Here is a 26,703-nt window from a genome sequence, read left to right on the forward strand (position 1 = left end):
GTCCTTTGCGGGTGTGGCGGTCACGCTCCTGGAGGCACCAGGAGCAGGGACAAGATGACGGCTCCTGCGCACGCACACCCGTGGCGGCGTGCCTTGATGCCCAGGCCGAGCAGGGCAAGACCGACGAGGCCCCCGGCCCCGTACCGCCAGGCCATGAGCTCGCCCAGGCCGAGATCGAGCAGAGTGCCGGTGAAGGTGATCAGTTCCATGGGGCTGCTTCCTTCCTCAGTGCGGGTGCCGGGGAGCTCAACAGCGCCTCATGGGGGCGCTGTAGCGTGCGTGTGTGGCCGACCTTCGTGATCTGCTCTCTGCAGCCAAGTGCGTCTTCTTCGACTTCGACGGGCCGATCTGCCGGCTCTTCGCCGGACACCCGGCGAGTGAGGTGGCCCATCGGCTGCGGGAGCTGATCGCGGGCACCGGCGACGAGAGCGTGATCCCGTCCGAGGCGCTGGCGACGGACGATCCGCAGGCCGTCCTCCGCGCGTACGCCAACGCCGTCCCCGGCAGTCCCCTGATGGCGGAGCTCGAAGAGCTGATCACCCGTGAGGAGATGATCGCGGCGAAGAGCTCCCGGCCCACTGACTACGCGGACCTCTTGATCCGGACGTTCCGCACGCTCGGGCTCCAGCTCGCCGTGACGACGAACAACGCGCCCGCGGCGGTGCGGCGTTACCTCGAACGCCGTGATCTCGCGGAGTGCTTCGGCAGTCATATTTACGGGCGTACACGCGACGTGGCACGCCTCAAGCCGGACCCGGACTGCGTGCTGCGAGCTCTGGCAGGTACCGGGATGAATGCCTCGGAGGTGGTCCTGCTCGGGGACTCCCCTGCCGATTTGCATGCGGCGCGAGCGGCAGGTGTCGCTTTCCTGGGCTATGCGCGCAACGCGCGCAAGCTGGCTGCCTTGGAGCAGGCGGGGGCCCAGGTCATCGTCGATTCGCTGGAGGCTGTGCTGACGGCCGCGCGTGATGCGGACCGAGGCTGACCCGGCCATGTTCACCTCCCGGCACCTTCGTGGGGATGCAGTCCAATTGGACTGGGATGCTGCTTATTTGACAGTAAGCCAGAACAACTAGCGTGATCGGCAGTCCAATTAGCTAACTTGGCTGAAACTGATGTGCGTGGCCCGGTCAAGTTGTACGGTCGAGCTATGGCCACTGAACGCCCAGGCGCCAGTGAGGGCGCAACACCGCAAGAGGGCGCACGGACGGCACAGCAGATCGCTGGCGAACTGCGCTCACGGATCGACCGAGGGGAGTACCGGCTCGGGCAGCTGCTGCCCACGCAGCGCGAACTCATGGCGGAGTTCGGGGTGTCCAGGGACACCATCCAACGGGCGATGCGCGAACTTCAGACCGAGGGCTGGATCGAGTCACGGCAGGGCAGCGGATCACGGGTGATCCGGGCCCGGCGGATCCACACCCCCAAGGCGAGGGCCGGCCAGCCGGTGCCCGTCGGTCTCGGTCCACTCATCTCGGAAGCCTTCGAGGCGGAGGAAGTCTCACTCGACGCCTTCTGCCTGACCACCGAGTCCCTGACCGACCATGTCGGCGTGCAGGCCGACCGGGTGGCCCGTCGTGAAGTGAGCCCTCGGAGCATCAGCCTGAGACTGCTCCTGCCCAGTCGCGAACCGAGGCCCGCATTCCCGGCAGCGGCCGATGACCAAGCGGACGCGCGCCCGCACGAACGCTGGGCCACCATGGTCGAGTTCCACACCGGGCGGTTGCGCGAGAAGCTTGTTGCGCTGCATCGCGGCGGGCTGGTCTCCACTGTCGACGTTGACGTCCGCCGGGCGCCGCTCACCCCGACCCACAAGCTCTATCTGCTCAACCGGACTTCGGCACTGCACGGCCTCTACGTGGTGGAGCGTCGCACGATGCCCTTGTCGGATGGCACCGAGGTCCAGGCGCTGGACGTCCTCGGGCTCCAGTCGACGCTTTTCCACTACGAGAAGACCGGTGACGCCGACGCGCAGGGGTCGCTCTTCGTCGCCTCGGCACAGAAATGGTTCGACTCGTACTGGGAGAATCTTGGTGTGCCCGAAGGGAGCTGAGGCCCCCCGGAACGGCTGCTTCAGGCCGTCCGCGACGATGTGACCGCACCTGCTTGCGGCTGCCGTACCCCGATGACCAGCTGGACGAATCCGATCGATGCCGACGGCCGCGGCTCGCATGTGGTCGTCACGGATGCGGCTCCACAGACGGCTTCTTCGGTCAGTGGGCGGGCGGAGCACCGAGGACACGTTCCATGACTGTCGAGTTGGTATCCGAGGCTGGGCGGCGAGCCGCAGACTGAGCGGCGACGACGGGGGGATCACCGGGCCGCTCAGGCGCCACCACCATGAGACATACGCATTGCCGCTCCCTGCCGAGCAGCCGTCGGCGGCTCGGTCCGCGCGCTGACGACGTAGGCCAGTTGGACGTTCGAGCGTTCACGCCGTCCGGATCCTGAAGAAGACCCCCGACAGTGCGACCGCCACCGCCAGAATCCCCCCGCACCACGCCAGCGCCGTCCACGGTGCCGTCCCCACCGGCTGGGCCAGCAGAAGCCCGCGCAGGGACTCGATAAGCGGCGTCACCGGCTGGTGGTCGGCGAAGCCGTGGAGCCAGCTCGGCATCGTCTCGATCGGGACGAAAGCGCTGCTCGGGTAGGGCAGGAACATCATGAAGAAGGTGAACCCGGCCGCCGCGTCAGGGGTCTTGGCGAGCAGTCCGACCGCTGCGGAGAGCCATGAGATCGCCAGGAGGAAGGCGATCAGGATGCCCGCGGCCGCGAGCCAGCCGAGCGGCGTCGCCGACGGGCGGAAGCCGATGAGGAGGCCGACGCCGAGGACGAGCGTCGTCGAGAACAGGTTGCGTACGGTGCTGGCGGCGACATGGCCGGCCAGGATCGCCGTGCCGCCCACGTCGAGCGAGCGGAAGCGGTCGATGATCCCTCCCTTCATGTCCTCGCTCACGCTCACCGCGGTGGAGGACGCCCCGAAGGCGGCGCAGAGGATGAGGATGCCGGGGATCACGTAGGTCACGTACTTCGTACCGGTGTTGATGGCCCCGCCGAAGAAGTAGATGAAGACCAGCATCAGCATGAGCGGCAGCATCATCGAGGTGATGACGGCGTCGATGTTGCGGCGGGAGAGCCGGATGCTGCGCCCGGCCATCGTGAGCGCGGGCGTGAGGACATCAGACATGGGCGGGTTCCTTGTCGGTCAGGGCGAGGAAGACGTCGTCGAGCGTGGCCCTTTGGACCGAGAAGCGCGCCACGTCGCGGCGCTCGGGGTCGACCTCGTCCAGCAGTGCCCGGACCTGGGCCGCCGTGCCGTCCGTCGGGAGGCCGAGGGTGAGCGTCTCGGGGGAGCGGTGGACCGCGTGTGACTCGAGCCGCCAGTACGCCGCCGTGTCGTTGAGTACGAGGTCGAGGCGGTGGCCCGCGACCCGGGCCTTGAGTTCGTCCGCCGTGCCCTCCGCCACCAGCCGGCCGCCGTCCACGACCGCGATGCGGTCCGCCAGGCGGTCGGCCTCCTCCAGATACTGGGTGGTGAGGAAGACGGTGGCGCTGCTCGCGGAGAGGCCGCGTACCACCTGCCAGAGCTCCTGACGGCTGCGCGGGTCGAGGCCGGTCGTCGGCTCGTCCAGGAAGACGACTTCCGGGTCGCCGACCAGGCCGGCCGCGAGGTCGAGGCGGCGGCGCATCCCGCCGGAGTACGTCCCGGTCCGGCGGCGGCTCGCGTCGGTGAGGTCGAACCGTTCGAGAAGTTCGGCGGCGCGGCGGCGGGCGGCCGCGCGGGACAGGCCGCTGAGGCGGGCCATCATGCGGAGGTTCTCCTCGCCCGTCTGCTTCTCGTCGACCGCGGCGAACTGGCCGGTCAGGCTGATGGCGCGGCGTACCCGGGCGCGGTCGTGGATGACGTCGTACCCGGCGACGCGCGCGTTGCCCGCGTCGGCGGTGGTGAGGGTGGCGAGGATCCGCACGGTCGTGGTCTTGCCTGCGCCGTTCGGGCCGAGCAGGGCGAAGACGGCGCCGCGCTCGACGCGCAGGTCGATGCCGTCGAGGACGCTGACTTTCCCGTAGGCCTTGGCGAGACCGGTGGCCTCGATGGCCGGTGACTGGGTCATGGGTTGCCGCACCCTCCTTCTGCGTATGGCATACGCGTTACTGTGTAAGGGTTACGCATTACTAGGATGTGCGTCAAGCGGGAGACGCTGGAGGGCGGGAGAAGGCGGAGAGCGATGGCGGCGCACGGCGGCGGGGGCAGCGGCAGCAGCGGCGGTAAGAGCGGCACGGGCAGCGAGCGCGGTACGGGCGGCAAGAGCGGTACGGGCCGTGCGGGCGGTACTCGCGGCGAGACCGGCCTGCCCGCCAGTATCGAAGCCGCGTGGGGCCTGCGCGAACGCCCCGCGAAAGGGCCGAAGCCGGGGCTCAGCCTGGACCGGATCGTCGAGGCGGCGGTGGGCGTCGCGGCGACGGAAGGGCTCGCGGCGGTCTCCATGGGGCGGGTCGCCAAGGAGTTGGGCGTCTCGACGATGTCGCTGTACCGGTACGTCGCCGCGAAGGACGAGCTCTACATCCTGATGCAGGAGGCCGTGATGGGCCTGCCGCCGGCCCCGCCAGACCCCGGCACGGGCTGGCGGGAGGCGCTCGCGGCCTGGGCCTGGGCGCAGCGCGAGGTGTTCCACCGGAACCTGTGGGTGCTGCGTATCCCGGTCTCCGGCCCGCCCGCCACACCCAACTCGGTGGCCTGGTGGGAGCGGGGCCTCGCCGCGCTGGAGGAGACGGGGCTGAGTGAGGGCGAGAAGATCTCGATGATCCTGCTGGTCAGCGGCTTCGTACGGAACGAGGCGCTGCTGATGGCGGACCTGGGCGCGGCGATCGAGGCGAGCGGCGGCTCGCCGGAGGAGGTCATGCGCCGGTACGCGACCACCCTGAAGCGCCTGGCGGACCCGGCCCGCTATCCGGCGGTGGCGCGGATGCTGGAGTCCGAGGTGATGTACGAACCGGACGAGCCGGACTTCGAGTTCGGCTTCGGCCTGGACCGGGTGCTGGACGGGATCGAGGTCCTGATCCGCAAGCGGCGGGGGTGAGGGGCGGGGGTTGCCCGCTCCCTCCCTGCCCCCTCACCTCCACCCGCTCACGTCGTCAGCAGCACCTTCCCCCGCAACCCCCGCCCCTCGATCGCCGCGTGTGCCTCCGATGCGCGTTCCAGGGGGAACTCGCCGCCGATCACCGGGTACAGGCGGCCCGACGCTGCCTCCGTCAGGGCCTTGGCCGCCAGGCGGACGTACTCCTCGTCCGACAGCTGGACGTCGCCGATGCCGAGCAGTTTGATGCCCCGGCGCTCCGCCTCCGCCGCGTCCACCGGGGCGAAGTCGCCCGTCGGCGCGCCGTGGGCCGAGAAGCGTCCGCCGTCCGCCGTCAGGGGGAAGGCCGCCAGGCCCAGGTCGCCGCCGACACCGTCCAGAACCACGTCGGCGCCCGACGGGCCGAGGGCTGTACGGGCGTGGGCGACCCAGTCGGGGGACGTGGCGTCCACCACCGCGTCGGCGCCCAACTCCCGTACCAGGGACGTCTTCAGCTCGCCCCGCGCCACCCCGAAGACCTCCGCACCCACGGCCTTCGCCAGTTGGACCAGCAGCGTGCCCATGCCGCCCGAGGCGCCCAGGATCAGCACCCGGTCGCCCGCCACCGGGCCGGTGGACTCCAGGAGCGCCGTCGCGGTTACGCCGTCGTGCACCAGGGCCGCCGCCTCGCGCAGTCCCAGGCTGTCCGGGACGGGGACCAGCTTGGCCGCGGAGGCCACCGCCTGCTCCGCGTAGCCGCCGCTGAAACCGAGCGAAGTGATCACGCGGCGGCCGATCCACGCCTCGTCCACCCCCTCGCCGACTGCCCGCACTGTGCCGGCGATGCCGCCGCCCGGCACGTACGGCGGCCGGACCGGGAAGTGCTCGCCGAAGCTGCCGGACCGGATCTGCGTCTCCACGAAAATCGTGTCCACCGCGGAGACGGCGACGACCGCCTCGCTCGGACCCGCCACCGGATCCGGGACCTCGGCCGTGACCAGTACCTCCGGGCCGCCGAACTCCTTGACCTGTGCCACCCGCATGCCGTCCACTCCTCAATTCGATAGCTTGCTGGAAGTCTGAAACCTCAAGCGTGGTTGAGGTCAACCGGCCGGCTGACCAGCCGGCCAACTGGCCGCCGGTCGGCTGTGGGTGCGTACGCTCGGAGTCATGAGCGGTGAGATCGGCCTCCGGGAACGCAAGAAGCGGCAGACGTACCAAGCGATCTCGGACGCGGCGATCGCCCTCTTCCTCAAGAAGGGCTTCGACCGGGTCTCCGTCGCCGAGGTCGCGGCCGCCGCCGACGTCTCCAAGCCCACCCTCTTCCGGTACTTCCCCACCAAGGAGGACCTCGCGCTGCACCGGTTCGCCGACCACGAGGACGAGGCGGCCCGCGTCGTCGCCGCCCGGCCGCCCGGGATTTCCCCGCTGGACGCCCTGCACCGGCACTTCCTCGACGGCCTGGAGCGGTCCGACCCGGTGACCGGGCTCAGTGACGACGAGGGTGTACTCGCCTATCACCGCCTGCTGTACGGGACGCCGAGTCTGGTCGCTCGGCTGTACGCGTACCAGGGCAGGTCGGAGGATGCGCTGACCGCGGCCCTCGGCGGCGGCCTTCGCGCGCGGCTGGCCGCCGGTCAGATCGTCGCCGTACAGCGGATCCTCGCCGAGGAGAACTGGCGGCGGATCGCGGCGGGGGAGAGCGCCGACGCGGTCCGGCCGGGCGCCGTGGCTGCTGCTCGGCTCGCCTTCGACCAGCTGCGCGAAGGCCTCGCATAGTCACCAACAGACTCACTAACGGGCCTCGGTTACATATGTGACTCGGTTGCGTTATTCTCGATGGAATGACGGCACTCGACGATGACCTCAGTCAGGATCTGAACCAGGAACGGACCTACCACGAGGCTTGCCGCGCCGCCCTCACCGGCATGGTCGACGCCGCGGCCACCCGCGTCGTCACCGGCGAGAACGCCTTCGCCTCCGGTGCCGACGCCGAAGTCCTCGGTTTCCAACTCCGCAGCTGGGCCAAGGAGTTGGCCGAGGAGCCGGACATCCCGCTCTTCTTCGGCCGCCTCGACCACCAGGACGGCCAGAGCTACCACATCGGTCGCCGCCGCATTACCGAACACCCCTCCGCCCCGCCCCTCGTCGTCGACTGGCGCGCCCCCGTCTCGCGCACCTTCTACCAGGCGAGCGCCCGCGACCCGCAGGGCGTCGCCGTCCGCCGCCGCTTCGGCTGGGCCCCGTTCAGCAAGGGCGACCCCGGCGACCTCACCAGCCTGGAGGACGAACGCCTGGCCGCCGGGGAGTCGGCCGCGAGCGCCATCCTGGCCGGAGAGATCGAGCGCCCCCGCGTCGGCCCGATGCGTGACATCGCCGCCACCATCCAGCCCGAGCAGGACGATCTCGTACGGTCCGAACTCGCCGAATCCGTCTGTGTGCAGGGCGCCCCCGGCACCGGCAAGACCGCGGTCGGCCTGCACCGCGCCGCCTACCTCCTCTACACCTACCCCCAGCGAATCCAGCGCGGCGGACTGCTGATCCTCGGCCCCAACCGCACCTTCCTCTCGTACATCGCCGAAGTGCTGCCCTCGCTCGGCGAGATCGGCATCCGGCAGTCGACCGTCGACGACGAGATCGCCCGCCACGAGGTGCGGGCGCGGGACAGCGGCGCCGCCGCGGCCGTCAAGCACGACGCTCGGATGGCCGCCGTGCTGCACCGCGCGCTGTACGCGAGGGTCGCGCCGCCCGCCGAACCGGTCGCCGTCCCCGACGGCTCGTACCGCTGGCGCATTCCGCTCGACGAGCTGGAGCGGATCGTCGCCGAAGTGCGCGCGGAAGCCCCGCCGTACGCCGTCGGGCGCGAACGCGTCCGCACCCGCGCCGTGCGCGCCATCCAGCTCCAGGCGGAGCGCCGTGCCGGGCCGGTGAGCAACACCTGGGTGCAGAAGGTCGGCAGGGCCCGCGCGGTCTCCGCCTTCGTCGACGCTGTCTGGCCGCGTACACAGCCGGAGGAGGTGCTGGCGGCACTGCTCACCGACCCCGCCGACCCGCTGCTCGCGCCGCAGGAGCGGGACGCGATCCGCTGGACGAAGCCCCCGCGCTCGTACAGGTCGGCGAAGTGGACGGCGGCCGACCTCGTGCTCCTCGACGAACTCGCGGGCCTGATCGAACGCCCCGAGGGCTACGGCCATATCGTCGTCGACGAGGCGCAGGACCTCTCCCCGATGCAGTGCCGCGCGATCGCCCGCCGGGCAGGATTCGGTTCGCTGACGGTGCTCGGCGACCTCGCCCAGGGCACCACACCGTGGGCCGCCCGCAGCTGGCCCGAGCAGCTGGTGCACCTTGGCAAGGAACAGGCGGTGGTGGTCCCGCTGACGACCGGGTTCCGGGTCCCGGCGGTGATTGTGCGCCTCGCCAACCGGCTGGTCCCCGCGCTTGGCGTCGACGTGCCGCTCGGCCGGTCCCTGCGCCGGGACGGCGAGTTGACGATTCGTAGGGTCGACGATCTGGCCGCGGCCACAGTCGACGCGGTACGGGCGGCGCTCGCCCACGAGGGCTCGGTCGGGGTGATCGCGGACGAGCCGGAGACGCACCGGCTGCGCACCGCGCTCGCGGCGGCAGGCATCGCGACCGCGGCCGCCGACGACATCGCCGCCGAGGCGCGCGTCACCGTCCTGCCCGCGACGGTAGCCAAGGGTCTGGAGTACGACCATGTCGTCGTCGCCGAACCGGCGGCGATCGCCGCGGCCGAGGTGCGTGGCCTGCACCGGCTGTACGTCGTCCTCACCCGGGCCGTCTCCCGGCTGGACGTGCTGCACAGGCGCCCGCTGCCGCCCGAATTCGGACTGGAATAGGGCGAGTTGGCCTCAGCCCGTCAGGCGCCGACCGTCCCGTCGATTCCCTCGCGGAGGAAGTCGGCGTGGCCGTTGTGGCGGGCGTACTCGTGGATCAGGTGCAGCATCACCAGCCGGAGCGACACGTCCTCGCCCCACTTGGCCTGGTAGCCGGTCACGTCGAGCGACTCGGCCCGCTCCTCGATCCGGCGGGCGTGCTCGACCTCCGTCTGCCAGGCCTCGAACGCCTCCGCGCGCGTGGACTCGCTCGCGTCGTACGCCACTTGGTAGTCGCCCTCGTCCGACCAGACGTACGGGATGTCCTCCCCGTTGATCACCCGGCGGAACCAGGCGCGCTCCACCTCGGCCATGTGCCGCACCAGACCGAGCAGGGAGAGCGTGGAGGGCGGCATCGACTGCCGGCGCAGTTGCTCGTCGGAGAGGCCTTCGGTCTTCATGGCGAGCGTCGCGCGGTGGTAGTCGAGGAAGGCGCGCAGCGTCTCGCGCTCGCCTGCGGTCAGGGGCGGGCCTACGCGTTCGACGGTCACGGCGGATTCCTTTCAACGGCAACGGCAACGGTGACCGGGACGGTACAGCGCGGGCAAACTGCCCCCGCCGGCAAGTCGTTGTGGGCGCCTGTCACATTCTCCCGTCGCGTTCCGTCGGTGTAGTGACGACGAACTTCCTGAGGGAGAGCAATCATGCAGGCACGGATGAACAACCCCGCAACGATCATTCCCGAGGCCCTGCCTACCATCCTCGACCTGTTGAAGACGACGCGGAAGGGCGGTGTGCCGGAGTCGACGCTCGAGCTGGTCCACCTGCGCGCCAGCCAGATCAACGGATGCAGCTACTGCGTGGTCGGGGGCGTGGCCAGTGCGAAGAAGGGGGGCGAGACCGATGAGCGGCTGCATGCGGTCGCGGCCTGGCGCGAGGCGCCGTTCTTCAACGACGCCGAGCGCGCCGCGCTCGCGCTCACGGAGGCCGCCACCCGGCTGGCCGACCGGCCCGACGCGGTACCGGACCAGATCTGGGACGACGCCGCCGATCACTACGACGAGCAGCAGCTCGCGGCCATCATCCTGATGATCGGCGTGACCAACTTCTTCAACCGTCTCAACGTCACGACGAGGCAGCCCGCGGGCGCGACCTGGTAGTCGGGCGGCGCGGTCACCGCGAGCTGTCGTGGTGACCAGCCGCCCTTCGCCATGTCTGAAGGACTCGCCGCCCGAGGAGCTGTTCCAGGCGCTGCGCACGGCCGCGGCGGGCGAGACGGCGCTGTCGCCGCCGGTCACGTCGCGGCTGCTGCGCCGGATTCAGCCGTACGGGGGCGGGGCAAGCCCGGCCTGATCAGCCCTCGGCGATCTCGCGGACCTCGGCGGTGACGGTCCAGTGCTCCGGATGGACCTGCAGGAACCGCTTGGCCCACTCCACAGCCTCGGCCTTGTCCTTGGCCTGGATGATGGAGTAACCGCCGATGACTTCCTTGCTCTCGGTGAAGGGCCCGTCGGTGTAGCGGAGCTTGCCGCCCGACCAGGTGACGCGGGTGCCCTCGGACGTCGGGGCGAGCCCGGCCGTGTCCAGCATGACCCCGGCCTTGGTGATCTCCTCGAACAGTGCGCCCATGCGCTCATCGAACTCGGGGCCGTTGGCCTCGGCGGGGGCGTTCTGCTCCTCGATGTGGATCACCGTCAGGTAACGCGGCATGGCGACTCCTCGGTCGGGACGACGGGGGCTTTCCCCGCCTCTCACCCATGCGTCGAACGGCAGACGGCCGGATCGACAGCTCCCCCGGAATTCTTCTGAGAATTCTCCGGGCCCCGGCGCCCCGGCCTACTCCTCGGCGACCGGGCGGTAGGTGCACACGTGCACGCCCGTGCCGCTGGTGACGGTGGAGACCAGCTCGAGCGTGCGTAGCGCACCGTCGTTGGGGAAGATCGTCTTGCCGCCGCCGAGGATCACCGGCTCGATCATGAGCCGGAGCTCGTCGACCAGGCCCTCGCTCAGGAGGGTGCGCGCGAGGGTGGGGCTCCCCATGACCAACAGGTCGCCGCCTTCGGTCTCGTGCAGCTCCCGGATGCGGGCGACGGCCTTGTCGCCGGGGATGCGCGTGGTGTTGTCCCACGTCAGCTCGTTGTCGCCCAGCGTCTGGGACACGACGTACTTCGGGATGGCGTTCATCCGGTCGGCGAACGGGTCACCGGCCCGCTCGGGCCACGCCGCGGCCATCGACTGCCACGTGCGGCGCCCGAACAGCAGCGCATCGGCCTTGGTCAACGCGTCGTCGAAGGCACCGCCCACCACCTCCGGATCGAAGAACGGGTGCGACCAGCCGCCGTGGGCAAAGCCACCGTCGGTGTCCTCGTCGGGTCCGCCCGGCGCCTGCACGACGCCGTCCAAGCTCATGAACTCACTGATCACGATGCGCATGGGACTCGCTCCTCTTTCTCGCTCCGGGGGTACGGCGATGGAGACTGTCGCGCCGCGCCAAAATCATCGCGCCCGGCCGGGGTCCGAGACAGGAGTCCGGGGCCGTCTCTCCGGACGTCAGCGACCGCCTCCGTGCAGCCGCTCCAATGGCGGCAGTGTGCCGTCGGCATGGGATCAATCGGAGGATTAGGTGTCATTTGACCCTAGGGTGGGGGGTTGTGAACGGCCACCAGCGGGTGCGGGACGACGAGGGGAGCGCGGCCCGACTTCTCGCGCTGTCGGACGGCGTGTTCGCCATCGCGATGACGCTGCTGGCGCTGGACCTCACGCTGCCCGCCGGGCTGGACCCCGCCGGTTTCGAGCACGCGCTCGGGGATGTGATGCCCAACGTGTGGGCGTACGCCCTCAGCTTTCTGGTCATCGCGGCGTTCTGGCGGGGCCACCACCAGATCTTCCGGTACGTGCGGGAGGTGGATGGGACGGTCATCAGGCTCGGGCTGCTGAGCCTGGGGCTGGTCGCCCTGATGCCCTTCCCTACCACCCTGCTGGCCGAGTACGGGGACCTGTCGCAGTCGGTGGCCGTCTACTCCGGCGCCGTCGCGGCCATGGGTGCCACACAGCTCGCGCTGGCGGTCGCACTGTGGAAGCGCCCGTGGCTGGGTAGCGCGGCGCTGCCCGATCCCGTCGCACGCAATGATGTGGCCGATCTGGCGGCGACCGTGCTGGTCTTCGCCGTCGCCGTGCCGCTCGCCTTCGTCTCCCCGACGGGCGCGAAGCTGTGGTGGGCGGTGCTGATCCCCGTCAAGTCGGTGACGGGCAGGCGGGGCAAGCGCCTGCGCGCGGCCGCCCAGCGGTCCGGCGCCCAGTAGAACTCCGTCAGGTCGGCGTGGGACGCGCCGGGCGGGTCGAGGAAAGACACCTGCCTCCGCGCGGTTGAGGCACCCAGGGACTGTGTGAAGCGCCGTTCGGGGGAGCGGTGGGTGTCGCGGAGAGGGGCCGGGAGGCGCGGCTCGTACGTTCGGTTGGCATGACGTACGTATCGAGTGATCGCGCATCCGACCCCACCCGCCGCACCGCGCTTCTCGTCGGTGGGGCCGGGGCGGCCATGCTGGCCGCTGGGTGCACCCCGTCGGGCGCGGCGCCTGCGAATGCGCCCACTGCGAGTCGCACGGCGTCGGCCCCCGCCTCGGCGGGCGGTCCCACGCCGGGGGTGATGACGCTCTTCAAGGACCCCGCCTTCAACTTCAACGGGCTCCTCGCGCTCGGCGGGTCCGGTTACGGCGCCAGTGAGGTGGGCGAGGTGCTCACCGCCGTGAACGCGATCAACAAGGCCGGTCTCTCCGCGCAGACGTACACCGAGACCTTCAGGAAACTCGGCGATCAGCTGATGGAGGCGCCCCAGGGCAGCAAGGCCGGGACGGAGACCACACGCTTCCGTGCGCTGCGGGCCGCGCAGTACTACGGCCAGGCGCTGTTCTTCGTCCTCGGCTCCGACGATCCCGGCAGCGAGGAAAAGCTGTACAAGGCCGGGCGCGGCGCCTGGGACAAGTTCTGTGAGCTGTGCGACCCGGCACCGGTGACGGCGAACGTCCCGTACGGGAAGACCCCGCTGCCTGTGTGGTTCTTCCGGCCGGCCGACTCCGGCGGGCGGCGCCCCACCGTGATCCTCACCAATGGCAGCGACGGACAGAACGTCGACATGTGGACCTACGGCGTCTCGGCCGCTCTGGAGCGCGGCTGGAACGCACTCGTGTACGACGGGCCCGGCCAGGGGCAGCTGCTCTTCGTGGACCGGGTGGTCTTCACGCCGCGTTGGGAGACCGTGGTCACGCCGCTCGTCGACTGGCTGGCCGCCCGCTCGGACGTGGACACGGACAAGATCGCCCTGACCGGGCTGAGCATGGCCGGGGACCTGGCCCCCCGGGCCGCGGCCTTCGAGAACAGGATCGCCGCTCTGGTGGCGATGCCCGGCACGCTGTCGCCGTGGCTGGGCTTTCCTCCGGAGCTCCGGGAGATCCTCACCCCGGACAAGGAGGAGACCAACAACATCTGGAACAAGGAGGTCGTCCCCGAGCTGCCTCCGTCCGCGGCCGCGACGATGAAGAAGCGCATCGAGCCCTTCTCCGTGCCGGCGATGCTCGACGCCCGCGAGGGCAAAATGTTCACCGACTTCTACACCCCCGCCAAACTCATCGCGTCGCTGGACATCACGAACGTCGTGGGCCGCATCAAGATGCCCACGCTGGTCCTCGACTACGACTACGAGCAGTTCTATCCCGGCCAGCCGCGCCAGATGTTCGACAAGCTGACGGCTCCCAAGGACTACGTGAAGCTCACCACGGCCACCGGCGCGCAGCTGCACTGCTCCCCGATGGCCCCGCAGCAGCACTGCGAGGTCGTCTTCGACTGGCTGCAGGAGAAGCTGTCAGGCAGCTGACTTCTGCGGCGACCTCCTGGACCACCTGCCGGCCCACCCTGCGGTTGGCCTCATCCGGCGTCACCTCGCCCTGCCCGCAGGGGCGGTGGCGGGCGCGGGCTCGGTGGCGGCGGCTGCCGGCGGCTTGGCGTAGCAGCGGCAGAGCTCATCGAAGCGGTAGTGGCCGAACTTGGCGCAGGACTCGTAGCCGCTGGAAGTGCTCAGTCACATGTGCCTTGGAACACTATTGCAAGCATGTGCTTGCAATAGTTAGCACGCCTGGTGCACCATCAAGGCATGGCATCACTCAACGTCGGCAATCTCGGCGAGTACCTGCGCGAGCAGCGGCGCACCGCGCAGCTCTCGCTCCGGCAGCTCGCCGACGCCGCCGGGGTGTCCAATCCGTATCTGAGCCAGATCGAGCGCGGGCTGCGCAAGCCGAGCGCGGAAGTGCTGCAGCAGGTCGCCAAGGCCCTGCGGATCTCCGCCGAGACGCTGTACGTGCGGGCCGGGATTCTCGACGAGCGGGAGCGGGACGAGCTGGAGACGCGCGCCGTCATCCTCGCCGACCCCTCGATCAACGAGCGGCAGAAGCAAGTGCTGCTGCAGATCTACGAGTCCTTCCGCAGGGAAAACGGCATAGATGTGAGCGGCACGGATGCACATGGAATGGATGCCGACGATGACGGCCCCCGCACGGCCGACGGCAGTGATGCCGACAAACCCTCAGCCTGAACACCGACTTGCGATCCGGGAGGACCACAGTCATGGCCATCACCGATGACCTGCGTAAGACCCTCACCGACCCGACCCCCCTCTACTTCGCGGCCGGCACGGCCGACCTCGCCGTTCAGCAGGCGAAGAAGGTCCCCGCGCTGATCGAGCAGCTCAAGGCCGAGGCCCCGAGCCGTATCGACGCCGTACGCAACACCGACCCCAAGGCCGTCCAGGAGAAGGTGACCATCCAGGCCAAGGAGGCACAGGCCACCGTTCAGGCCAAGGTCACCGAGGTGCTCGAGACCTTCGACACCGACCTGAAGAAGCTGGGCGAGAGCGCTCAGGACCTGGCGCTGCGCAGCGTCGGCGTGGCTGCCGAGTACGCCGTCAAGGCCCGTGAGGCGTACGAGAAGGTCGCCGAGCACGGCGAGCAGACCGTGCGGGCGTGGCGCGGCGAGGCGGCCGACGAGATCGCCGAGATCGCTGTCGCCGTCGAGCCCGCGGCCGAGGTGAAGGCGGAGCCGAAGGTCGAGGCGAAGACCGAGGCCAAGGCCGAGCCCAAGGCCGAGGCGAAGAAGCCCGCTCCTCCGGCCGCCCGCAAGGCCCCGCCGTCGCGCAAGCCCGCGGCGAAGAAGGCCACCCCGCCGGCCAAGTAGGCCAAGCGCCGGCAGCCCAGCGCCTGGCAGCCCAGCGCGAGCAGGCCAAGCGCCAGCAGGCCCAGCGCGAGCAGGCCAAGCGCCAGTAGGCCAGCGCCAAGCACGCCAGGTCTGGGCAGGCCAGGTCTGGGTAGGCCAGGTCTGGGTAGGCCAGCAGTACCGAGCGGACGGGCCGGGCACCTTTGGGGTGCCCGGCGCGTTCTCCCGGTACCTTGGCCGCGAGGCGCTACGAAACCACTTCTTAGGCGGTGCTCAGCATGTTGCGTGCGGGATTCGACTTCGGTCTCTGGCTGATCCTCGACCTGGTCTTCCTCGTCTCCTCCGTGACCGCTCTCGTCATGGCTGCCCTGGCCCGCGAAGACGCCTACCGCGCCGCCGACAAGCAGAAGAAGTCCTTCTGGCTGATCATCCTGGGCGTCACGGTCGCGTTGAACCTGTTCGTCTCCGTGCTGTTCCTGTCGATCGCCGGGCTGATCGCCACGATCGTCTTCTTCGTGGACGTACGGCCCGCCCTCAAGCAGGTCTCCGGCGGCGGCCGCAAGGGCGGCGGTTCCAGCAGCGACGGTCCGTACGGTCCGTACAACGGCGGCCGGTAGCCAGGCCGAGGCGCCGAGGCTCAGGCCCCCAGGCCCAGGCCCCCAGGCCCGGGCGCGCTAGCTCCGCGAACCGTTTCTGCTGAGCAGCAGCACGGCCACGTCGTCCGTCAGCTCCCCGCCGTTCAGCTCGCGCACCTCCGCGACCGCCGACTCCAGCAGCGCCTCGCCGTCCAGCCCCGCCGCCAGCTGCCGGTTGATCATCTCGACCATCCCGTCCTGGCCGAGCCGCTGCTTCGCGCCCGGCCCCAGACGGCCCTCGATCAGCCCGTCCGTGTACATCATCAGGCTCCAGGCGCCGCCCAGCTCCACCTGGCGGCGCGGCCAGCGGGCACGCGGCAGCAGGCCGAGCGCCGGGCCGCCGTCGTCGTACGGGAGCAGCTGCGCCGCGCGCCCCTGCCGGGCGATCAGCGGCGCGGGATGGCCCGCCAGGCACAGGCCCGCCCGTCGGCCGTCCGGCGCGATGTCGACCGTGCAGAGCGTCGCGAAGATCTCCTCGTTCTCCCGCTCGTGCTCCAGGACCTGCTGGAGCGTGGAGAGCAGCTCGTCCCCGCACAGGCCCGCGAACGTCAGGGCCCGCCAGGCGATGCGCAGCTCGACGCCGAGCGCCGCCTCGTCCGGGCCGTGCCCGCAGACGTCGCCGATCATCGCGTGGACCGTGCCGTCCGCGGTGCGGACCGTGTCGTAGAAGTCGCCGCCGAGCAGCGCCCGCGAGCGGCCCGGCCGGTAGCGCGCCGCGAACCGCAGGTTCGAGCCCTCGAGCAGCGGGGTGGGCAGCAGTCCGCGCTCCAGGCGGGCGTTCTCCTGGGCGCGCATCCGGGACTCGGCGAGTTTGACCTGGGTCACATCGGCGCGCTTGCGCTCGACGGCGTAGCGGATGGCGCGGCTCAGCAGCCGTCCGTCGAGTTCGTCGCGGAACAGATGGTCCTGGGCACCCACACGTACCGCTTCCGCGGCGCGCTCGGCGTCCCCCGATGTGGTCAGGGCGAGGACCGCGTGGCGCGGCGCGAGCCGCAGCACGTGTTTGAGCGGAGCGAGCTCGTCCTCGCCGGCGCCGGGCAGCGCCAGGTCGACGAGGATGCAGTGGACGTCGTCCGTGAGCAGCCGCTCCGCCTCGGTGAGGTTGCGGGCGGTGCGGATACGGACCCGGGTCCCGGCCGCGTCGAGCAGCTCGGGGACGGTGAAGGTGCCCGCCGGGTCGTCCTCGATCACCAGGAGGGTGAGGTCGCCGCCATTGGTGCTCCCATGGGCGGGGGCCGCGACGGAGGCGCTCCTCTGTCGCGGTACAGGTACGGGCATCTGACTGGTCTTCCTTCCCTCCCCCCGAGGGCGGTCGAGCGACGTTCGACGCCCCACCGGACGAGGACACTAGCGGTACCGGCAGCGGAGCGGAATGGCGTACGACACGCGTACCGCAAAGAGTCACTGTCATATGCCGCGCATGGGGCGGTACTTGCCCCTTCGTCCCTGAAGACCGCCATGACGAACATCACCTGAAGGCGGCCATGACGAACATCACGCGGGTCATATGCGTCACTTGTCGGGGCGTACGACTCCGAGAATCGTCATCGAGCCCGCGCCCGCAATCGTCACATTCCGCCCCGGCCGCGGGGCGTGCACGATTGCGCCGTCGCCGATGTACATCCCTACATGGCTGGCGTCCGCCCAGTAGATGATCAAGTCGCCCGGCCGCATGTCCTTGATGGCGATCCGGGGAAGCAGCCGCCACTGCTCCTGCGAGGTGCGCGGGATGCCGCGCCCCGCGGCCGCCCATGCCTGTGACGTGAGCCCCGAGCAGTCGTACGACCCCGGGCCCTCCGCGCCCCACACATACGGCTTGCCGATCTGCGCCGTCGCGAACCGGATCGCCTTCTTGCCCTGCGCGCTCGACTTGCTGTTGACGTCCTTGAGTGCGCCGGAACTCAACCAGGCCGTCTGCGCCTTGTACTGCGCCTGCTGCTCCAGCTGGAGCAGCCACTTGCGCTCCTCCTTCTCCAGCCGGTCCTCTATCTTCTTGGCCGCGGCGATCCGGTCGTTGATCTCCTTCTTGGCCTTGGCCTGCTTGACGCGGTTGGCTTCCAGCTTCTGCCAGTGGGCGCTCGCGTCCTTGGTGTACGACGCCAAGTCGGCCTGCGTCCTGGTCAGTTCGCCCAGGAGGTCCTTGGTCGCCTTCTGCCCCTGCTGGATCCTGCCGGCCCCGTCGAGGAAGAGCTGCGGGTCGTCGGTCAGCACCAACTGCGCCTCTGGCGGCAGTCCGCCGTCGCGGTACTGGGCGCGGGCGGCGGCGCCGGCGCGGTTCTTCAACTCCTCGATACGGGCCTGGCCCTTCACGATTTCCTGCGCCAGCTTGACGATCTCGGCCGACTGCTTGTCGGCCTGCTCCTCGGCGAGGTTGTACGCGTCGGTCGCGGACGACGCCTTGCGGTAGAGGCCGTCGAGCTCCAGGCGTACCTCTTCCAGCGACTTCTTCGGCGCGCCCGGGCCGGCTGCCGGCGGCGGCTCGGGAGCCGCGAACGCCTGGCCGGGTGACGCCAGCACAGTCAGTGCGCAGACCAAAGTGATCGCGGCAGTGGCACAGCGGCGTCGGTTCACGACTTCCCCTCCGGTCTCCGGACTCCGTACGAGCGCCAGAACACCTAAATATGATTTACCGTCAGTAACTTACGGATGACGTCGAGATGGTGCCACGACGTCCGCAAAAGTGACAGGGTCTCCCGGCAGATCGCTGCCGATCGGCCGATCAATCCCACCCGTCAGGGACGAACAACGCGCCCTCTGCGTTCCCCCGTTCGCGCCTGTTCAGACAGAATTGGGCGCGAGCGCGGCCCAGTTCACTGTGACTTCCCCCTGCCGCCACCGCCGTCGGCCGTCCGTCAGCGGCCAGTCGCCCGCCAGGTCCCCCACGGCCTTGATCCAGCGCTGCCGGGCGCCCAGCGAGGCGTACGGAGCCGCCGCCGCCCACGCCCGGTCGAAGTCCCGCAGGAAGGCGTGCACCGGCTCGCCCGGCACATTGCGGTGGATCAGCGCCTTGGGGAGGCGTTCCGCCAGGTCGGACGGTCGCTCCAGCGAACCGAGCCGGGTCGCGAAGGTGACCGTCCGCGGCCCCTGTGGGCCGAGCGCCACCCAGACGTGCCGCCGCCCGATCTCGTCGCACGTGCCCTCGACCAGCAGCCCGCCGGGTGCGAGGCGCGCGCAGAGCCGCGCCCAGACGGCGGCGACCTCGCCCTCTTCGTACTGCCGCAGCACATTGGCGGCCCGGATCAGCGTCGGCCGCGCCGGGAGGGGGACCTCGAAGCCGCCGTGCCGGAAGCTGAGCCCCTCGCGCTCGTACGGCTTCGCTGCCGCAACTCGCGCCGGGTCGATCTCGATGCCGACGACCTCGCAGCGGGGGTCGGCGGTGCGCAGCCGCTGGAGCAGTTCCAGGGCGGTCCAGGGGGCGGCGCCGTAGCCGAGATCGACGGCGATGGGCGCCTCGCTGCGGCGCAGTGCGGGGCCGTGGGTGGCCGCGATCCAGCGGTCCATGCGGCGCAGCCGGTTGGGGTTGGTCGTCCCGCGGGTCGCGGTGCCTACGGGGCGGGTCATGGAGCGAGGGTATGCGTTCGCGACACGGCGGCCCGAAGGTAATGATTTGGCAAAGCGGGAGAGGGCGGGAAATGGAAGGGCGGAGTCCGCTGTTGTCAGCTGGTGGAGGGGCTGCTTCCGCAGCTTGCCGTGCCCGGAACGAGGAGGACCTTCGACGTGAGCCAGTACGTCTCCCGCCTCGGCAGCGGTCTCGTGGCTCCGCGCATCAGGTTCCCCGGTGGCCATCGCAAGCCGCGCCGGATCGCCATGCTCAGCGTCCACACCTCCCCGCTGCACCAGCCGGGGACGGGCGACGCGGGCGGCATGAACGTCTACATCGTCGAACTCGCCAAGCGCCTGGCCGCCATCAACATCGAGGTCGAGATCTTCACGCGGGCGACCGCGGGCGGGCTGCCGCCGGTCGTGGAGCTGGCTCCCGGCGTACTCGTACGCCATGTCGACGCCGGGCCCTACGAAGGCCTCGCCAAGGAGGACCTCCCCGCCCAGCTGTGCGCCTTCACACACGGCGTGATGCAGGCGTGGGCGGGCCACCGCCCCGGCCACTACGACCTGGTCCACTCCCACTACTGGCTCTCCGGCCATGTCGGCTGGCTCGCGGCCGAGCGGTGGGGCGTCCCGCTCGTGCACGCCATGCACACCATGGCCAAGGTCAAGAACGCCGCGCTCGCCGAGGGCGACACACCGGAGCCGGCGTCCCGCGTCATCGGCGAGACGCAGATCGTCAGCGCCGCGGACCGGCTGATCGCGAATACCGCGGAGGAGGCCGACGAGCTCGTCCGCTTCTACGACGCCGACCCGGCGAAGGTCGCCGTCGTGCACCCCGGCGTGAACCTGGACCGCTTCCGTCCGGCTGACGGGCGCGCCGCCGCGCGGGCCCGGCTCGGCGTGCCCCAGGACGCCTTCGTGCCCCTCTTCGCGGGCCGCATCCAGCCCCTGAAGGCCCCCGACATCCTGCTCCGCGCGGTCGCGCTGCTGCTGGAGCAGGACCCCTCGCTGCGCTCGCGGCTCTACGTGCCGATCGTCGGCGGCCCGAGCGGCAGCGGCCTCGCCAAGCCGGAGGGCCTGCAGAAACTGGCCGCCCACCTCGGCATCGCGGACCTCGTCCATTTCAAGCCGCCGGTCGGCCAGGACCAGCTCGCCGACTGGTTCCGGGCCGCGTCCACGCTGGTCATGCCCTCGTACAGCGAATCCTTCGGCCTGGTGGCGATCGAGGCGCAGGCGACCGGCACACCCGTGGTGGCGGCCGCCGTCGGAGGCCTTCCGGTGGCGGTACGCGACGAGCTGACCGGCATCCTGGTCCAGGGCCACAACCCGGCGGACTACGCGGCCGCCCTGCACCGCTTCCTCGCCGACCCGGCCCGCGCCGCCCGCATGGGCGCGGCGGCCGCCCGGCACGCCGAGTCCTTCGGCTGGGACACGGCGGCATCGGCGACGGCGGACGTCTACACGGCGGCGATGTCCGAACACCGCCGACGGGTACGCTCGCACCATGGCTGACGTACAGCAGGCCGCGGTACAGCAGGCCGCGCAGGTCATCGAGCGCACCCTCAAGGACGCAGAGCTCGACTGGGAGAGCCCGGAACCCGGCTCGTACGTGGTCAAACTCCCCGGCACCCGCAAGCTGTCGACGACCTGCTCGCTGCTTGTCGGCAAGCACTCGCTGTCCATCAACGCCTTTGTGATCCGCCACCCGGACGAGAACGACGCGGCGGTCCACCGCTGGCTGCTCGAGCGCAACCTCCGCCTGTACGGGGTGAGTTACGCGATCGACCGGCTCGGCGACATCTACCTGGTCGGCAGGCTCCCGCTGTCCGTCGTCACCCCGGAGGAGCTGGACCGCCTGCTGGGCACGGTCCTTGAAGCGGCGGACGGCTCCTTCAACACACTGCTGGAGCTGGGCTTCGCGAGCGCGATCCGCAAGGAGTACGCGTGGCGGGTGTCGCGGGGCGAGTCGACGCGGAACCTTGACGCGTTCACACATCTGACTCAGCGCCCGGCCAACTGAGCCGGATCCAGACCCGGTTGCCTTACCGTTCCCCGCTGCACGACCCCTTCCGTGCGCCGCGGGCGCGTGGCATGCTCACCGCCGACGCACACCTGAACGTAGTTCACATCCATGGAAGGCGGACTCATGGAGAGGCTCATGGAGACCGGTCAACGCGCCATCAGCAGACGGAGTCTGCTCGGCAGTGCCACAGCCGTCGCGGCGGCCTGCGTCGCGGGCGGGATCACGGGCGGCATCACGGGCGTCGGAACCGCGGTCGCCGGTGAGAGGAAAGCCACCTCCCCCCTGTGGACAGAGTTCCGCCGCGCGCCCTACAACCACCCCCAGATCCCGTACGTGGGACAGGCCGGACAGCGAGGCGGTGCCAAGAACTTCCCCCGTCGGCCCGTCGTCGCCAACATCCTTGCGTACGGGGCGAAACCGGACGGTTCCGCCGACGCCGCCCCCGCGATCAACCGTGCCGTCGCCGCTGTTGGCGAACGCGGCGGCGGCACGGTCCACATACCCGCCGGCACCTACCGCATCGACGACGTCATCCGCATCGGCCACAGCAACGTCGTCCTCCGTGGCGCGGGCAGCGCCCGCACCACGCTATACGCCACAAAGAATCTCACCGAGCTCATCGGCCCGTACGGCAGCCGCTACGGCGGCGACAAGTCCTCCTGGTCCTGGGCCGGCGGCCTCATCTGGCTCTGCCCGCAAGCGCGTTGGAACAGCCTCACCGACGCCATCAAGGCCAAGGCCTGGCCCTTCGAGGGCTGGACCGGCAACAAGCGCGACGAGTGGCGCACCCTCGCCACCGTCCGGCCCGCGAGCCGCGGCGACTGGTCCGTCACCGTCCCCGACGCCTCCCGGCTCCGCCGCGGACAGCTCGTCCTGCTCCGCCTCGCCGACGACGCCGGCCACACCCTGCTCGAGCACATGGCGGGCGGCGGCGCGGGCCCCGAGGCGTACGTCTGGGACGACAAGACCAAGCTGACCTCGTACGTCCCCTACGAATGGCCCGTCCGCATCAGGGCCGTCAAGCGGAACACGGTCACCTTCGAGCGGCCGCTGCCGCTCGACGTACGCCCCGAATGGGACCCGAGAATCACCACCCTCGTCACCCCGCTCACCGGCTCCGGCGTCGAAGGGCTCACTCTGGAAGCCGTCGAGACCCCGCAGTCCCAGCACCTCCTCGACAAGGGGTACAACGGCGTCACCTTCCAGTGCGCGTACGACTGCTGGGCCGACGACATCACCGTCCGCCACGTCGACAACGGCTTCGGCCTGGTCGCGGCCTCCGCCTGCACGCTGCGCCGCACCCGCGTCGAGGGCCGCGGCTCGCACCACCCGTACTTCTGCCGCGAGGGCTCGCACGACAACCTCATCGAGGACTTCACCATCGCGCAGCGCACCGTCGCGGCGCCCGCGAACACACAGCTCCACGGCATCAATGTGGAAGGCCTGTCCAGCTACAACGTCTGGTCGCGCGGCCGGATGGAGATGGGCACCTTCGACACCCACCGAGGGATGCCGTTCGCCAACGTCCGCACCGAGATCACCGTGGACAACAACGGCCGCCACGGCGGCGACGCCTCCGCCGGCCCCCTCTATGGCGCTCGCTTCACCCACTGGAATGTGACGGTCGCCAATGAGCGCGCCGGACTGATCAAGATCGACGAGATCGCCCCGTACAGCGCGACCGTGGCCATTTCCACGGTCCGCGAGTTCGACCAGATCGACGTCCCCGACTTCAAGGGGAGCCTCAACTCCCGCCTGGAGGCGTACGGCGCACCCGGCGCCGTACGCCCCCGCAATCTGTACGAGGCCCAGCGGGCGCTGCGCACCTGAGCGATCGCCGGGCGCGGGTGCAGCAGGAGGCGGCGCCTACTGAACGGCAGCAGGCGGAGTGACCGTGTCCCGCACCGGCTTGTCCTCGGCCGCCACGTCCTTGGCCGCCACATCCTCGTCTTCCGCTTCCTCGTCCTTCGCGTACTCGTCCTCCGCAGGCAGCCCGCGCATCAGCAGCCAGTACCCGAGCCCGGCCACCGTCCCCAGCACCGCGCACACGCCCCACAGCCACTCCGCGCCGAACCGGTCGATGACAAAGCCGGCCAGCAGCGGGGCGACCAGCGCCGCCACCGACCAGGACATGGTGTGCATGCCCTGGTAGCGGCCGCGGGCGTGCACCGGCGACAGCCGCACCACAAGTCCCGTCTGGGTGGGCGCGTTGACGATCTCGGCCAGCGTCCAGACGCAGACGGTGAGCGCGTACACGGCGATCGACCCGGCGAAGGCGGTGAGCCCGAAGCCGTAGCCCGCAAGCAGCGAGGAGATGATCAGCAGCCGGCGCGGATCGCGGTGCTCGATGAGGCGGGTGACCGGGATCTGCAGGGCGACGATCAGCACGCCGTTGACGGCGATCGCCATGCCGAAGTCCGAGCTGGAGAAGCCGTCCGCGCCCATTGCCAGCGGCAGTCCGACAGGCCCCTGCATAAAGATCAGCGCGATGAGGAACGAAAGCCCGACGACGCTCATGAACCGCCCGTCGCGCAGCACGGTCCCCAGGCTGATCTCCGGCGCCGCGGGCCCCGCCGCCGTCGCCTTCGCCCGCTCGGGCCGCGACTCCGGAAGCTTGACGAAGACGACGACCGCGCAGATCAGCGTCATGGCGGCCTCGCCCAGGAAGCCTGCGAGGTAGCTGTACTCGGCGATGAAGCCCGCGGCGGCCGACGAGACGGCGAACCCCAGGTTGATCGCCCAGTAGTTGAGCGAGAAGGCCCGCACCCGGTCCTCGGGCCTGACGATGTCGGCCATCATCGCCTGCACGGCGGGCCGGGAGGCGTTGCTCGCCATGCCCACCACAAAGGCAACGGCGGCGATGGCGGCGGGGTCCTGCATGAAGCCGAGTACGGCCACCGAGACGGCTGTCGAACTCTGCGAGATCAGGAGGGTCGGCCGCCGCCCGAGCCGGTCGGCCATGACGCCCGCGCCGAGGGAGGAGACGACGCCGCCGAGCCCGTGGAGGGCGACGACCAGCCCCGCGTACGAGGCCGAATAGCCCCGGTCCAAAGTCAGATAGAGCACCATAAACGTGGCGACAAAAGCCCCAAGTCGGTTGACCAGAGTGCTCGTCCACAGCCACCAGAACTCACGGGGGAGCCCCGAGACGCTCTCTCGCGCGGCACGCCTCAGACCGGCGACTGACATACGGATTCCCCCCGGGTGTAAGTGGCTTAGTGCGCATCCGCAAGTTACATACGCCGGGCCCCGGCCGCCAGCCAATTGACGCGGGCCGTCAACCCTCGGCGGCGTCTATTAGGCTCGGACACATGGCCGACGCACCGTACAAGCTGATCCTCCTCCGCCACGGCGAGAGCGAATGGAACGCGAAGAATCTGTTCACCGGCTGGGTGGACGTCAACCTGACGGAGAAGGGCGAGAAGGAGGCAGTCCGCGGCGGTGAGCTGCTGAAGGACGCCGGTCTGCTCCCCGACGTACTGCACACCTCACTGCAGAAGCGCGCCATCCGCACGGCGCAGCTGGCGCTGGAGGCCGCGGACCGCCACTGGATCCCGGTCCACCGCTCCTGGCGACTGAACGAGCGTCACTACGGCGCGCTGCAGGGCAAGGACAAGGCGCAGACCCTGGCCGAGTTCGGCGAGGAGCAGTTCATGCTGTGGCGCCGTTCGTACGACACCCCGCCGCCGGCCCTCGAGGACGGCACGGAGTTCTCGCAGAGCGACGACCCGCGCTACACGACGATCCCGAGCGAGCTGCGCCCGCGCACCGAGTGCCTCAAGGACGTAGTCGAGCGGATGCTGCCGTACTGGTACGACGGCATCGTCCCGGACCTGCTGACCGGCCGCACGGTTCTGGTCGCCGCCCACGGCAACAGCCTGCGCGGACTGGTCAAGCACCTCGACGGCATCTCGGACGCCGACATCACGGGCCTGAACATTCCCACCGGCATCCCGCTGGTCTACGAGCTCGACGGGGACTTCAACCCGCTCAAGCCGGGTGGCACCTACCTCGACCCGGACGCCGCGGCGGCGGCGATCGAGGCGGTCAAGAACCAGGGCAAGAAGAAGTAGGAATGGTGATCATGCCCCTGAGCTGCGCATACGGCGCGACTCAGGGGCATTTTCACGGCCTGGGACCACTCTGGGCCCTCAGCCCTCCGGGTCCTGCGGCCGGAGGGCACGCCCGAGCGCCTTCCGAGCCCGGTCCCTACTGCTCGGCATGAGATGCGCGTACACCTTGAGCGTCAGGCCCGGGTCGGAGTGTCCGAGGTACTCGGCAAGGGCCTTGATGCTCTCTCCGGCGTCCAGGAGCACGGACGCGTAGAAGTGCCGAAGCGCGTGCATGCCGTGCTCGCGGGCGGCGGCGTGCTCGCGGCTCTTGGCCTTGGGGATGACACCCACCTTGGCGAGCGCGGGTTTCCAGTGGTCCTCATTGAGCGAGGTACGCCAGACGTGCCCGCCGTTGGGCCCGCTGAAGATGAGCCGCCTGGTCACGGGCTGGCCGTTCGCCCGCATCCACGGAAGTTCGATCTCGACCGGCGGGAAGCGCTTCATGTGTTCCTGTAGAGCCTCCGCGACGGGATCAGGCAGCGGCACGTCACGGAGCTTGCCCCCCTTCGGGGGCGCGAACACGGCCTTGCTCAGGCTTAGCTTGAGTTGCTGCACCACGTGCAGGGTGCCGCTCTCGAAGTCGATGTCCTCCACGCACAGGCCGAGAATCCCACCTTGCCGCAGGCCGCATCCGGCGCCCACGTCGACCATGGGCCGGAAGCGCTCGACCATGGCCGTGCGCATGGCGAATACGCGCTCAGGCTCCCACGGGACGACACGGCGCGCGCCCATCGCGGGCAGCGTCACTGTGCGTGAGTGGCAGGGGTTCCGGCGTAGGCAACCGTCCTCTACGGCGGCGGAGAGCACGGCGCGGACGTTGGAGAAGATGACGCGGGCGTACGCGCCGGACATGCCGGATGCTTCGAGCTGGGTCACGAGCTCGCGGATGTGGGTGGGCTGGAACCCTCCGAGCTGACGTCCCCCGATGCGCGGGAAGGCATGCAGCCTGAGCTGAGAGTCCATCGAGGCGCGGGTGTTCGGGTCGCCGCTCTGGCTCGCGAGCCACTTCTCAGCGAACTCTTGGAACGTGATGCGGGACGCGTTCGGGTCGATGAAGTCGCCACGAGCGACGTCCGCCGTGATGCTGCTCAGCCACTGCTCAGCGAGCCTCTTCTGTCCGTCGGGGAAGGACTTGGCCTTCCGCTGTCCGTCGGGCGTGAAGTAGCGGGCCCGGTAGCGCATGCCCTTGCCGTGGCGGTCGGTCTTGACGCGGGCGGTCTTACCGTCGTCATCTGTGATGGTTTTGAACCAGCGGTCTTGGATGCTCCCAGCCATCTTCGGCGGAGTCCCTTCTCGACA

General features: G+C 70.1%; 28 protein-coding genes and 1 pseudogene. 16 read left to right on the forward strand and 13 right to left on the reverse strand.

Annotated elements, in window-relative coordinates:
- Positions 1 to 20: 20 nt before the first annotated feature.
- Complete coding sequence (locus tag ACZ3H8_RS25475) at positions 21 to 209, reverse strand: hypothetical protein (RefSeq protein WP_467405559.1); 189 nt, start codon at positions 207 to 209, stop codon at positions 21 to 23.
- Positions 210 to 283: 74 nt separating this feature from the next.
- Between ACZ3H8_RS25475 and ACZ3H8_RS25480 the strand changes: the two genes are divergently transcribed.
- Positions 284 to 985, forward strand: a complete 702-nt coding sequence (locus ACZ3H8_RS25480; RefSeq protein WP_467405560.1) for an HAD family hydrolase — start codon at positions 284 to 286, stop codon at positions 983 to 985.
- 165 nt (positions 986 to 1,150) lie between these two features.
- Positions 1,151 to 2,053 carry a winged helix-turn-helix domain-containing protein gene (locus tag ACZ3H8_RS25485; RefSeq protein ID WP_467405563.1) on the forward strand — a complete coding sequence of 301 codons (903 nt, stop codon included), beginning with the start codon at positions 1,151 to 1,153 and terminating at the stop codon, positions 2,051 to 2,053.
- Between the two features lie 378 nt (positions 2,054 to 2,431).
- Here the strand turns inward: ACZ3H8_RS25485 and ACZ3H8_RS25490 are convergent, their stop codons facing one another.
- Complete coding sequence (locus ACZ3H8_RS25490) at positions 2,432 to 3,187, reverse strand: ABC transporter permease (protein ID WP_467405564.1); 756 nt, start codon at positions 3,185 to 3,187, stop codon at positions 2,432 to 2,434.
- Positions 3,180 to 4,112, reverse strand: a complete 933-nt coding sequence (locus ACZ3H8_RS25495; RefSeq protein WP_467405567.1) for an ATP-binding cassette domain-containing protein — start codon at positions 4,110 to 4,112, stop codon at positions 3,180 to 3,182. The genes ACZ3H8_RS25490 and ACZ3H8_RS25495 overlap by 8 nt, the downstream gene beginning before the upstream one ends.
- Before the next feature lie 114 nt (positions 4,113 to 4,226).
- Here ACZ3H8_RS25495 and ACZ3H8_RS25500 point away from each other — a divergent pair, with 114 nt between their 5' ends.
- Positions 4,227 to 5,078 (forward strand): TetR/AcrR family transcriptional regulator, encoded by an 852-nt coding sequence (locus tag ACZ3H8_RS25500; RefSeq protein ID WP_467405569.1) that lies wholly within the window; start codon positions 4,227 to 4,229, stop codon positions 5,076 to 5,078.
- Between the two features lie 47 nt (positions 5,079 to 5,125).
- On the opposite strand, the gene ACZ3H8_RS25505 is transcribed toward ACZ3H8_RS25500, so the two are convergent.
- A complete protein-coding gene (locus tag ACZ3H8_RS25505) occupies positions 5,126 to 6,097 on the reverse strand; it encodes a zinc-binding dehydrogenase (RefSeq protein ID WP_467405572.1) in 972 nt (323 codons plus the stop codon).
- Between the two features lie 127 nt (positions 6,098 to 6,224).
- On the opposite strand from ACZ3H8_RS25505, the gene ACZ3H8_RS25510 reads away from it, so the two are divergent.
- Both ACZ3H8_RS25510 and ACZ3H8_RS25515 read left to right on the forward strand, forming a co-directional pair.
- Complete coding sequence (locus ACZ3H8_RS25510; RefSeq protein ID WP_467405574.1) at positions 6,225 to 6,833, forward strand: TetR family transcriptional regulator; 609 nt, start codon at positions 6,225 to 6,227, stop codon at positions 6,831 to 6,833.
- A 65-nt stretch (positions 6,834 to 6,898) separates the two neighbouring features.
- On the forward strand, positions 6,899 to 8,911 hold the full coding sequence (locus ACZ3H8_RS25515; protein ID WP_467405577.1) for a HelD family protein: 2,013 nt from the start codon (positions 6,899 to 6,901) through the stop codon (positions 8,909 to 8,911).
- A gap of 20 nt (positions 8,912 to 8,931) precedes the next feature.
- Here the strand turns inward: ACZ3H8_RS25515 and ACZ3H8_RS25520 are convergent, their stop codons facing one another.
- Complete coding sequence (locus ACZ3H8_RS25520; RefSeq protein WP_467405578.1) at positions 8,932 to 9,438, reverse strand: DinB family protein; 507 nt, start codon at positions 9,436 to 9,438, stop codon at positions 8,932 to 8,934.
- Between the two features lie 153 nt (positions 9,439 to 9,591).
- Here ACZ3H8_RS25520 and ACZ3H8_RS25525 point away from each other — a divergent pair, with 153 nt between their 5' ends.
- On the forward strand, positions 9,592 to 10,047 hold the full coding sequence (locus tag ACZ3H8_RS25525) for a carboxymuconolactone decarboxylase family protein (RefSeq protein ID WP_467405581.1): 456 nt from the start codon (positions 9,592 to 9,594) through the stop codon (positions 10,045 to 10,047).
- Between the two features lie 31 nt (positions 10,048 to 10,078).
- Complete coding sequence (locus ACZ3H8_RS25530) at positions 10,079 to 10,240, forward strand: hypothetical protein (protein ID WP_467405583.1); 162 nt, start codon at positions 10,079 to 10,081, stop codon at positions 10,238 to 10,240.
- Here ACZ3H8_RS25530 and ACZ3H8_RS25535 read toward each other — a convergent pair whose 3' ends face one another.
- Complete coding sequence (locus tag ACZ3H8_RS25535; RefSeq protein WP_467405584.1) at positions 10,241 to 10,597, reverse strand: YciI family protein; 357 nt, start codon at positions 10,595 to 10,597, stop codon at positions 10,241 to 10,243.
- A gap of 126 nt (positions 10,598 to 10,723) precedes the next feature.
- Positions 10,724 to 11,320: a dihydrofolate reductase family protein gene (locus ACZ3H8_RS25540; protein ID WP_467405587.1), complete on the reverse strand. Its 597-nt coding sequence runs from the start codon at positions 11,318 to 11,320 to the stop codon at positions 10,724 to 10,726.
- Between the two features lie 218 nt (positions 11,321 to 11,538).
- On the opposite strand from ACZ3H8_RS25540, the gene ACZ3H8_RS25545 reads away from it, so the two are divergent.
- A complete protein-coding gene (locus tag ACZ3H8_RS25545; RefSeq protein WP_467405589.1) occupies positions 11,539 to 12,189 on the forward strand; it encodes a TMEM175 family protein in 651 nt (216 codons plus the stop codon).
- A gap of 158 nt (positions 12,190 to 12,347) precedes the next feature.
- On the forward strand, positions 12,348 to 13,757 hold the full coding sequence (locus ACZ3H8_RS25550) for an alpha/beta hydrolase family protein (RefSeq protein WP_467405592.1): 1,410 nt from the start codon (positions 12,348 to 12,350) through the stop codon (positions 13,755 to 13,757).
- Between the two features lie 60 nt (positions 13,758 to 13,817).
- Here ACZ3H8_RS25550 and ACZ3H8_RS25555 read toward each other — a convergent pair.
- Positions 13,818 to 13,961 (reverse strand): annotated as a pseudogene (locus tag ACZ3H8_RS25555) (GNAT family N-acetyltransferase); the annotation flags it as partial.
- A gap of 72 nt (positions 13,962 to 14,033) precedes the next feature.
- Here ACZ3H8_RS25555 and ACZ3H8_RS25560 point away from each other — a divergent pair.
- The 3 genes from ACZ3H8_RS25560 to ACZ3H8_RS25570 all read left to right on the forward strand — a co-directional run bounded on the left by ACZ3H8_RS25560 (position 14,034) and on the right by ACZ3H8_RS25570 (position 15,705).
- Complete coding sequence (locus tag ACZ3H8_RS25560; protein WP_307662606.1) at positions 14,034 to 14,471, forward strand: helix-turn-helix domain-containing protein; 438 nt, start codon at positions 14,034 to 14,036, stop codon at positions 14,469 to 14,471.
- Positions 14,472 to 14,503: 32 nt separating this feature from the next.
- Entirely contained in the window at positions 14,504 to 15,109 is a 606-nt protein-coding gene (locus tag ACZ3H8_RS25565; protein ID WP_467405595.1) for a hypothetical protein, read from the forward strand.
- 257 nt (positions 15,110 to 15,366) lie between these two features.
- Positions 15,367 to 15,705 carry a DUF2516 family protein gene (locus ACZ3H8_RS25570; protein ID WP_398987188.1) on the forward strand — a complete coding sequence of 113 codons (339 nt, stop codon included), beginning with the start codon at positions 15,367 to 15,369 and terminating at the stop codon, positions 15,703 to 15,705.
- Between the two features lie 57 nt (positions 15,706 to 15,762).
- Here ACZ3H8_RS25570 and ACZ3H8_RS25575 read toward each other — a convergent pair whose 3' ends face one another.
- From ACZ3H8_RS25575 to ACZ3H8_RS25585, 3 genes are all read right to left on the reverse strand, one after another.
- Positions 15,763 to 17,001, reverse strand: a complete 1,239-nt coding sequence (locus tag ACZ3H8_RS25575; protein WP_467405597.1) for a PP2C family protein-serine/threonine phosphatase — start codon at positions 16,999 to 17,001, stop codon at positions 15,763 to 15,765.
- A gap of 234 nt (positions 17,002 to 17,235) precedes the next feature.
- A complete protein-coding gene (locus ACZ3H8_RS25580; protein ID WP_467405600.1) occupies positions 17,236 to 18,294 on the reverse strand; it encodes a C40 family peptidase in 1,059 nt (352 codons plus the stop codon).
- A gap of 207 nt (positions 18,295 to 18,501) precedes the next feature.
- On the reverse strand, positions 18,502 to 19,284 hold the full coding sequence (locus ACZ3H8_RS25585) for a class I SAM-dependent methyltransferase (RefSeq protein ID WP_467405603.1): 783 nt from the start codon (positions 19,282 to 19,284) through the stop codon (positions 18,502 to 18,504).
- Positions 19,285 to 19,440: 156 nt separating this feature from the next.
- On the opposite strand from ACZ3H8_RS25585, the gene mshA reads away from it, so the two are divergent.
- The 3 genes from mshA (at position 19,441) to ACZ3H8_RS25600 (ending at position 23,122) form a co-directional block, all read left to right on the forward strand.
- The gene (gene mshA / locus ACZ3H8_RS25590) at positions 19,441 to 20,781 is read left to right on the forward strand and encodes a D-inositol-3-phosphate glycosyltransferase (RefSeq protein WP_467405605.1); all 1,341 of its coding nucleotides are present in this window, start codon (positions 19,441 to 19,443) and stop codon (positions 20,779 to 20,781) included.
- Positions 20,774 to 21,289 (forward strand): type III secretion system chaperone family protein, encoded by a 516-nt coding sequence (locus ACZ3H8_RS25595; protein WP_307662613.1) that lies wholly within the window; start codon positions 20,774 to 20,776, stop codon positions 21,287 to 21,289. Before mshA ends, ACZ3H8_RS25595 begins: the two co-directional genes overlap by 8 nt.
- Positions 21,290 to 21,427: 138 nt before the next feature.
- Positions 21,428 to 23,122, forward strand: a complete 1,695-nt coding sequence (locus tag ACZ3H8_RS25600; protein WP_467405608.1) for a glycosyl hydrolase family 28-related protein — start codon at positions 21,428 to 21,430, stop codon at positions 23,120 to 23,122.
- Between the two features lie 36 nt (positions 23,123 to 23,158).
- Here ACZ3H8_RS25600 and ACZ3H8_RS25605 read toward each other — a convergent pair whose 3' ends face one another.
- Positions 23,159 to 24,481 carry an MDR family MFS transporter gene (locus ACZ3H8_RS25605; RefSeq protein ID WP_467405611.1) on the reverse strand — a complete coding sequence of 441 codons (1,323 nt, stop codon included), beginning with the start codon at positions 24,479 to 24,481 and terminating at the stop codon, positions 23,159 to 23,161.
- A 122-nt stretch (positions 24,482 to 24,603) separates the two neighbouring features.
- Between ACZ3H8_RS25605 and ACZ3H8_RS25610 the strand changes: the two genes are divergently transcribed.
- On the forward strand, positions 24,604 to 25,365 hold the full coding sequence (locus tag ACZ3H8_RS25610; protein ID WP_467405614.1) for a phosphoglyceromutase: 762 nt from the start codon (positions 24,604 to 24,606) through the stop codon (positions 25,363 to 25,365).
- A gap of 78 nt (positions 25,366 to 25,443) precedes the next feature.
- On the opposite strand, the gene ACZ3H8_RS25615 is transcribed toward ACZ3H8_RS25610, so the two are convergent.
- Complete coding sequence (locus ACZ3H8_RS25615; RefSeq protein ID WP_467405617.1) at positions 25,444 to 26,679, reverse strand: tyrosine-type recombinase/integrase; 1,236 nt, start codon at positions 26,677 to 26,679, stop codon at positions 25,444 to 25,446.
- Between the last annotated feature and the right edge of the window lie 24 nt (positions 26,680 to 26,703).

Source organism: Streptomyces sp. NPDC002868 (assembly GCF_055563295.1).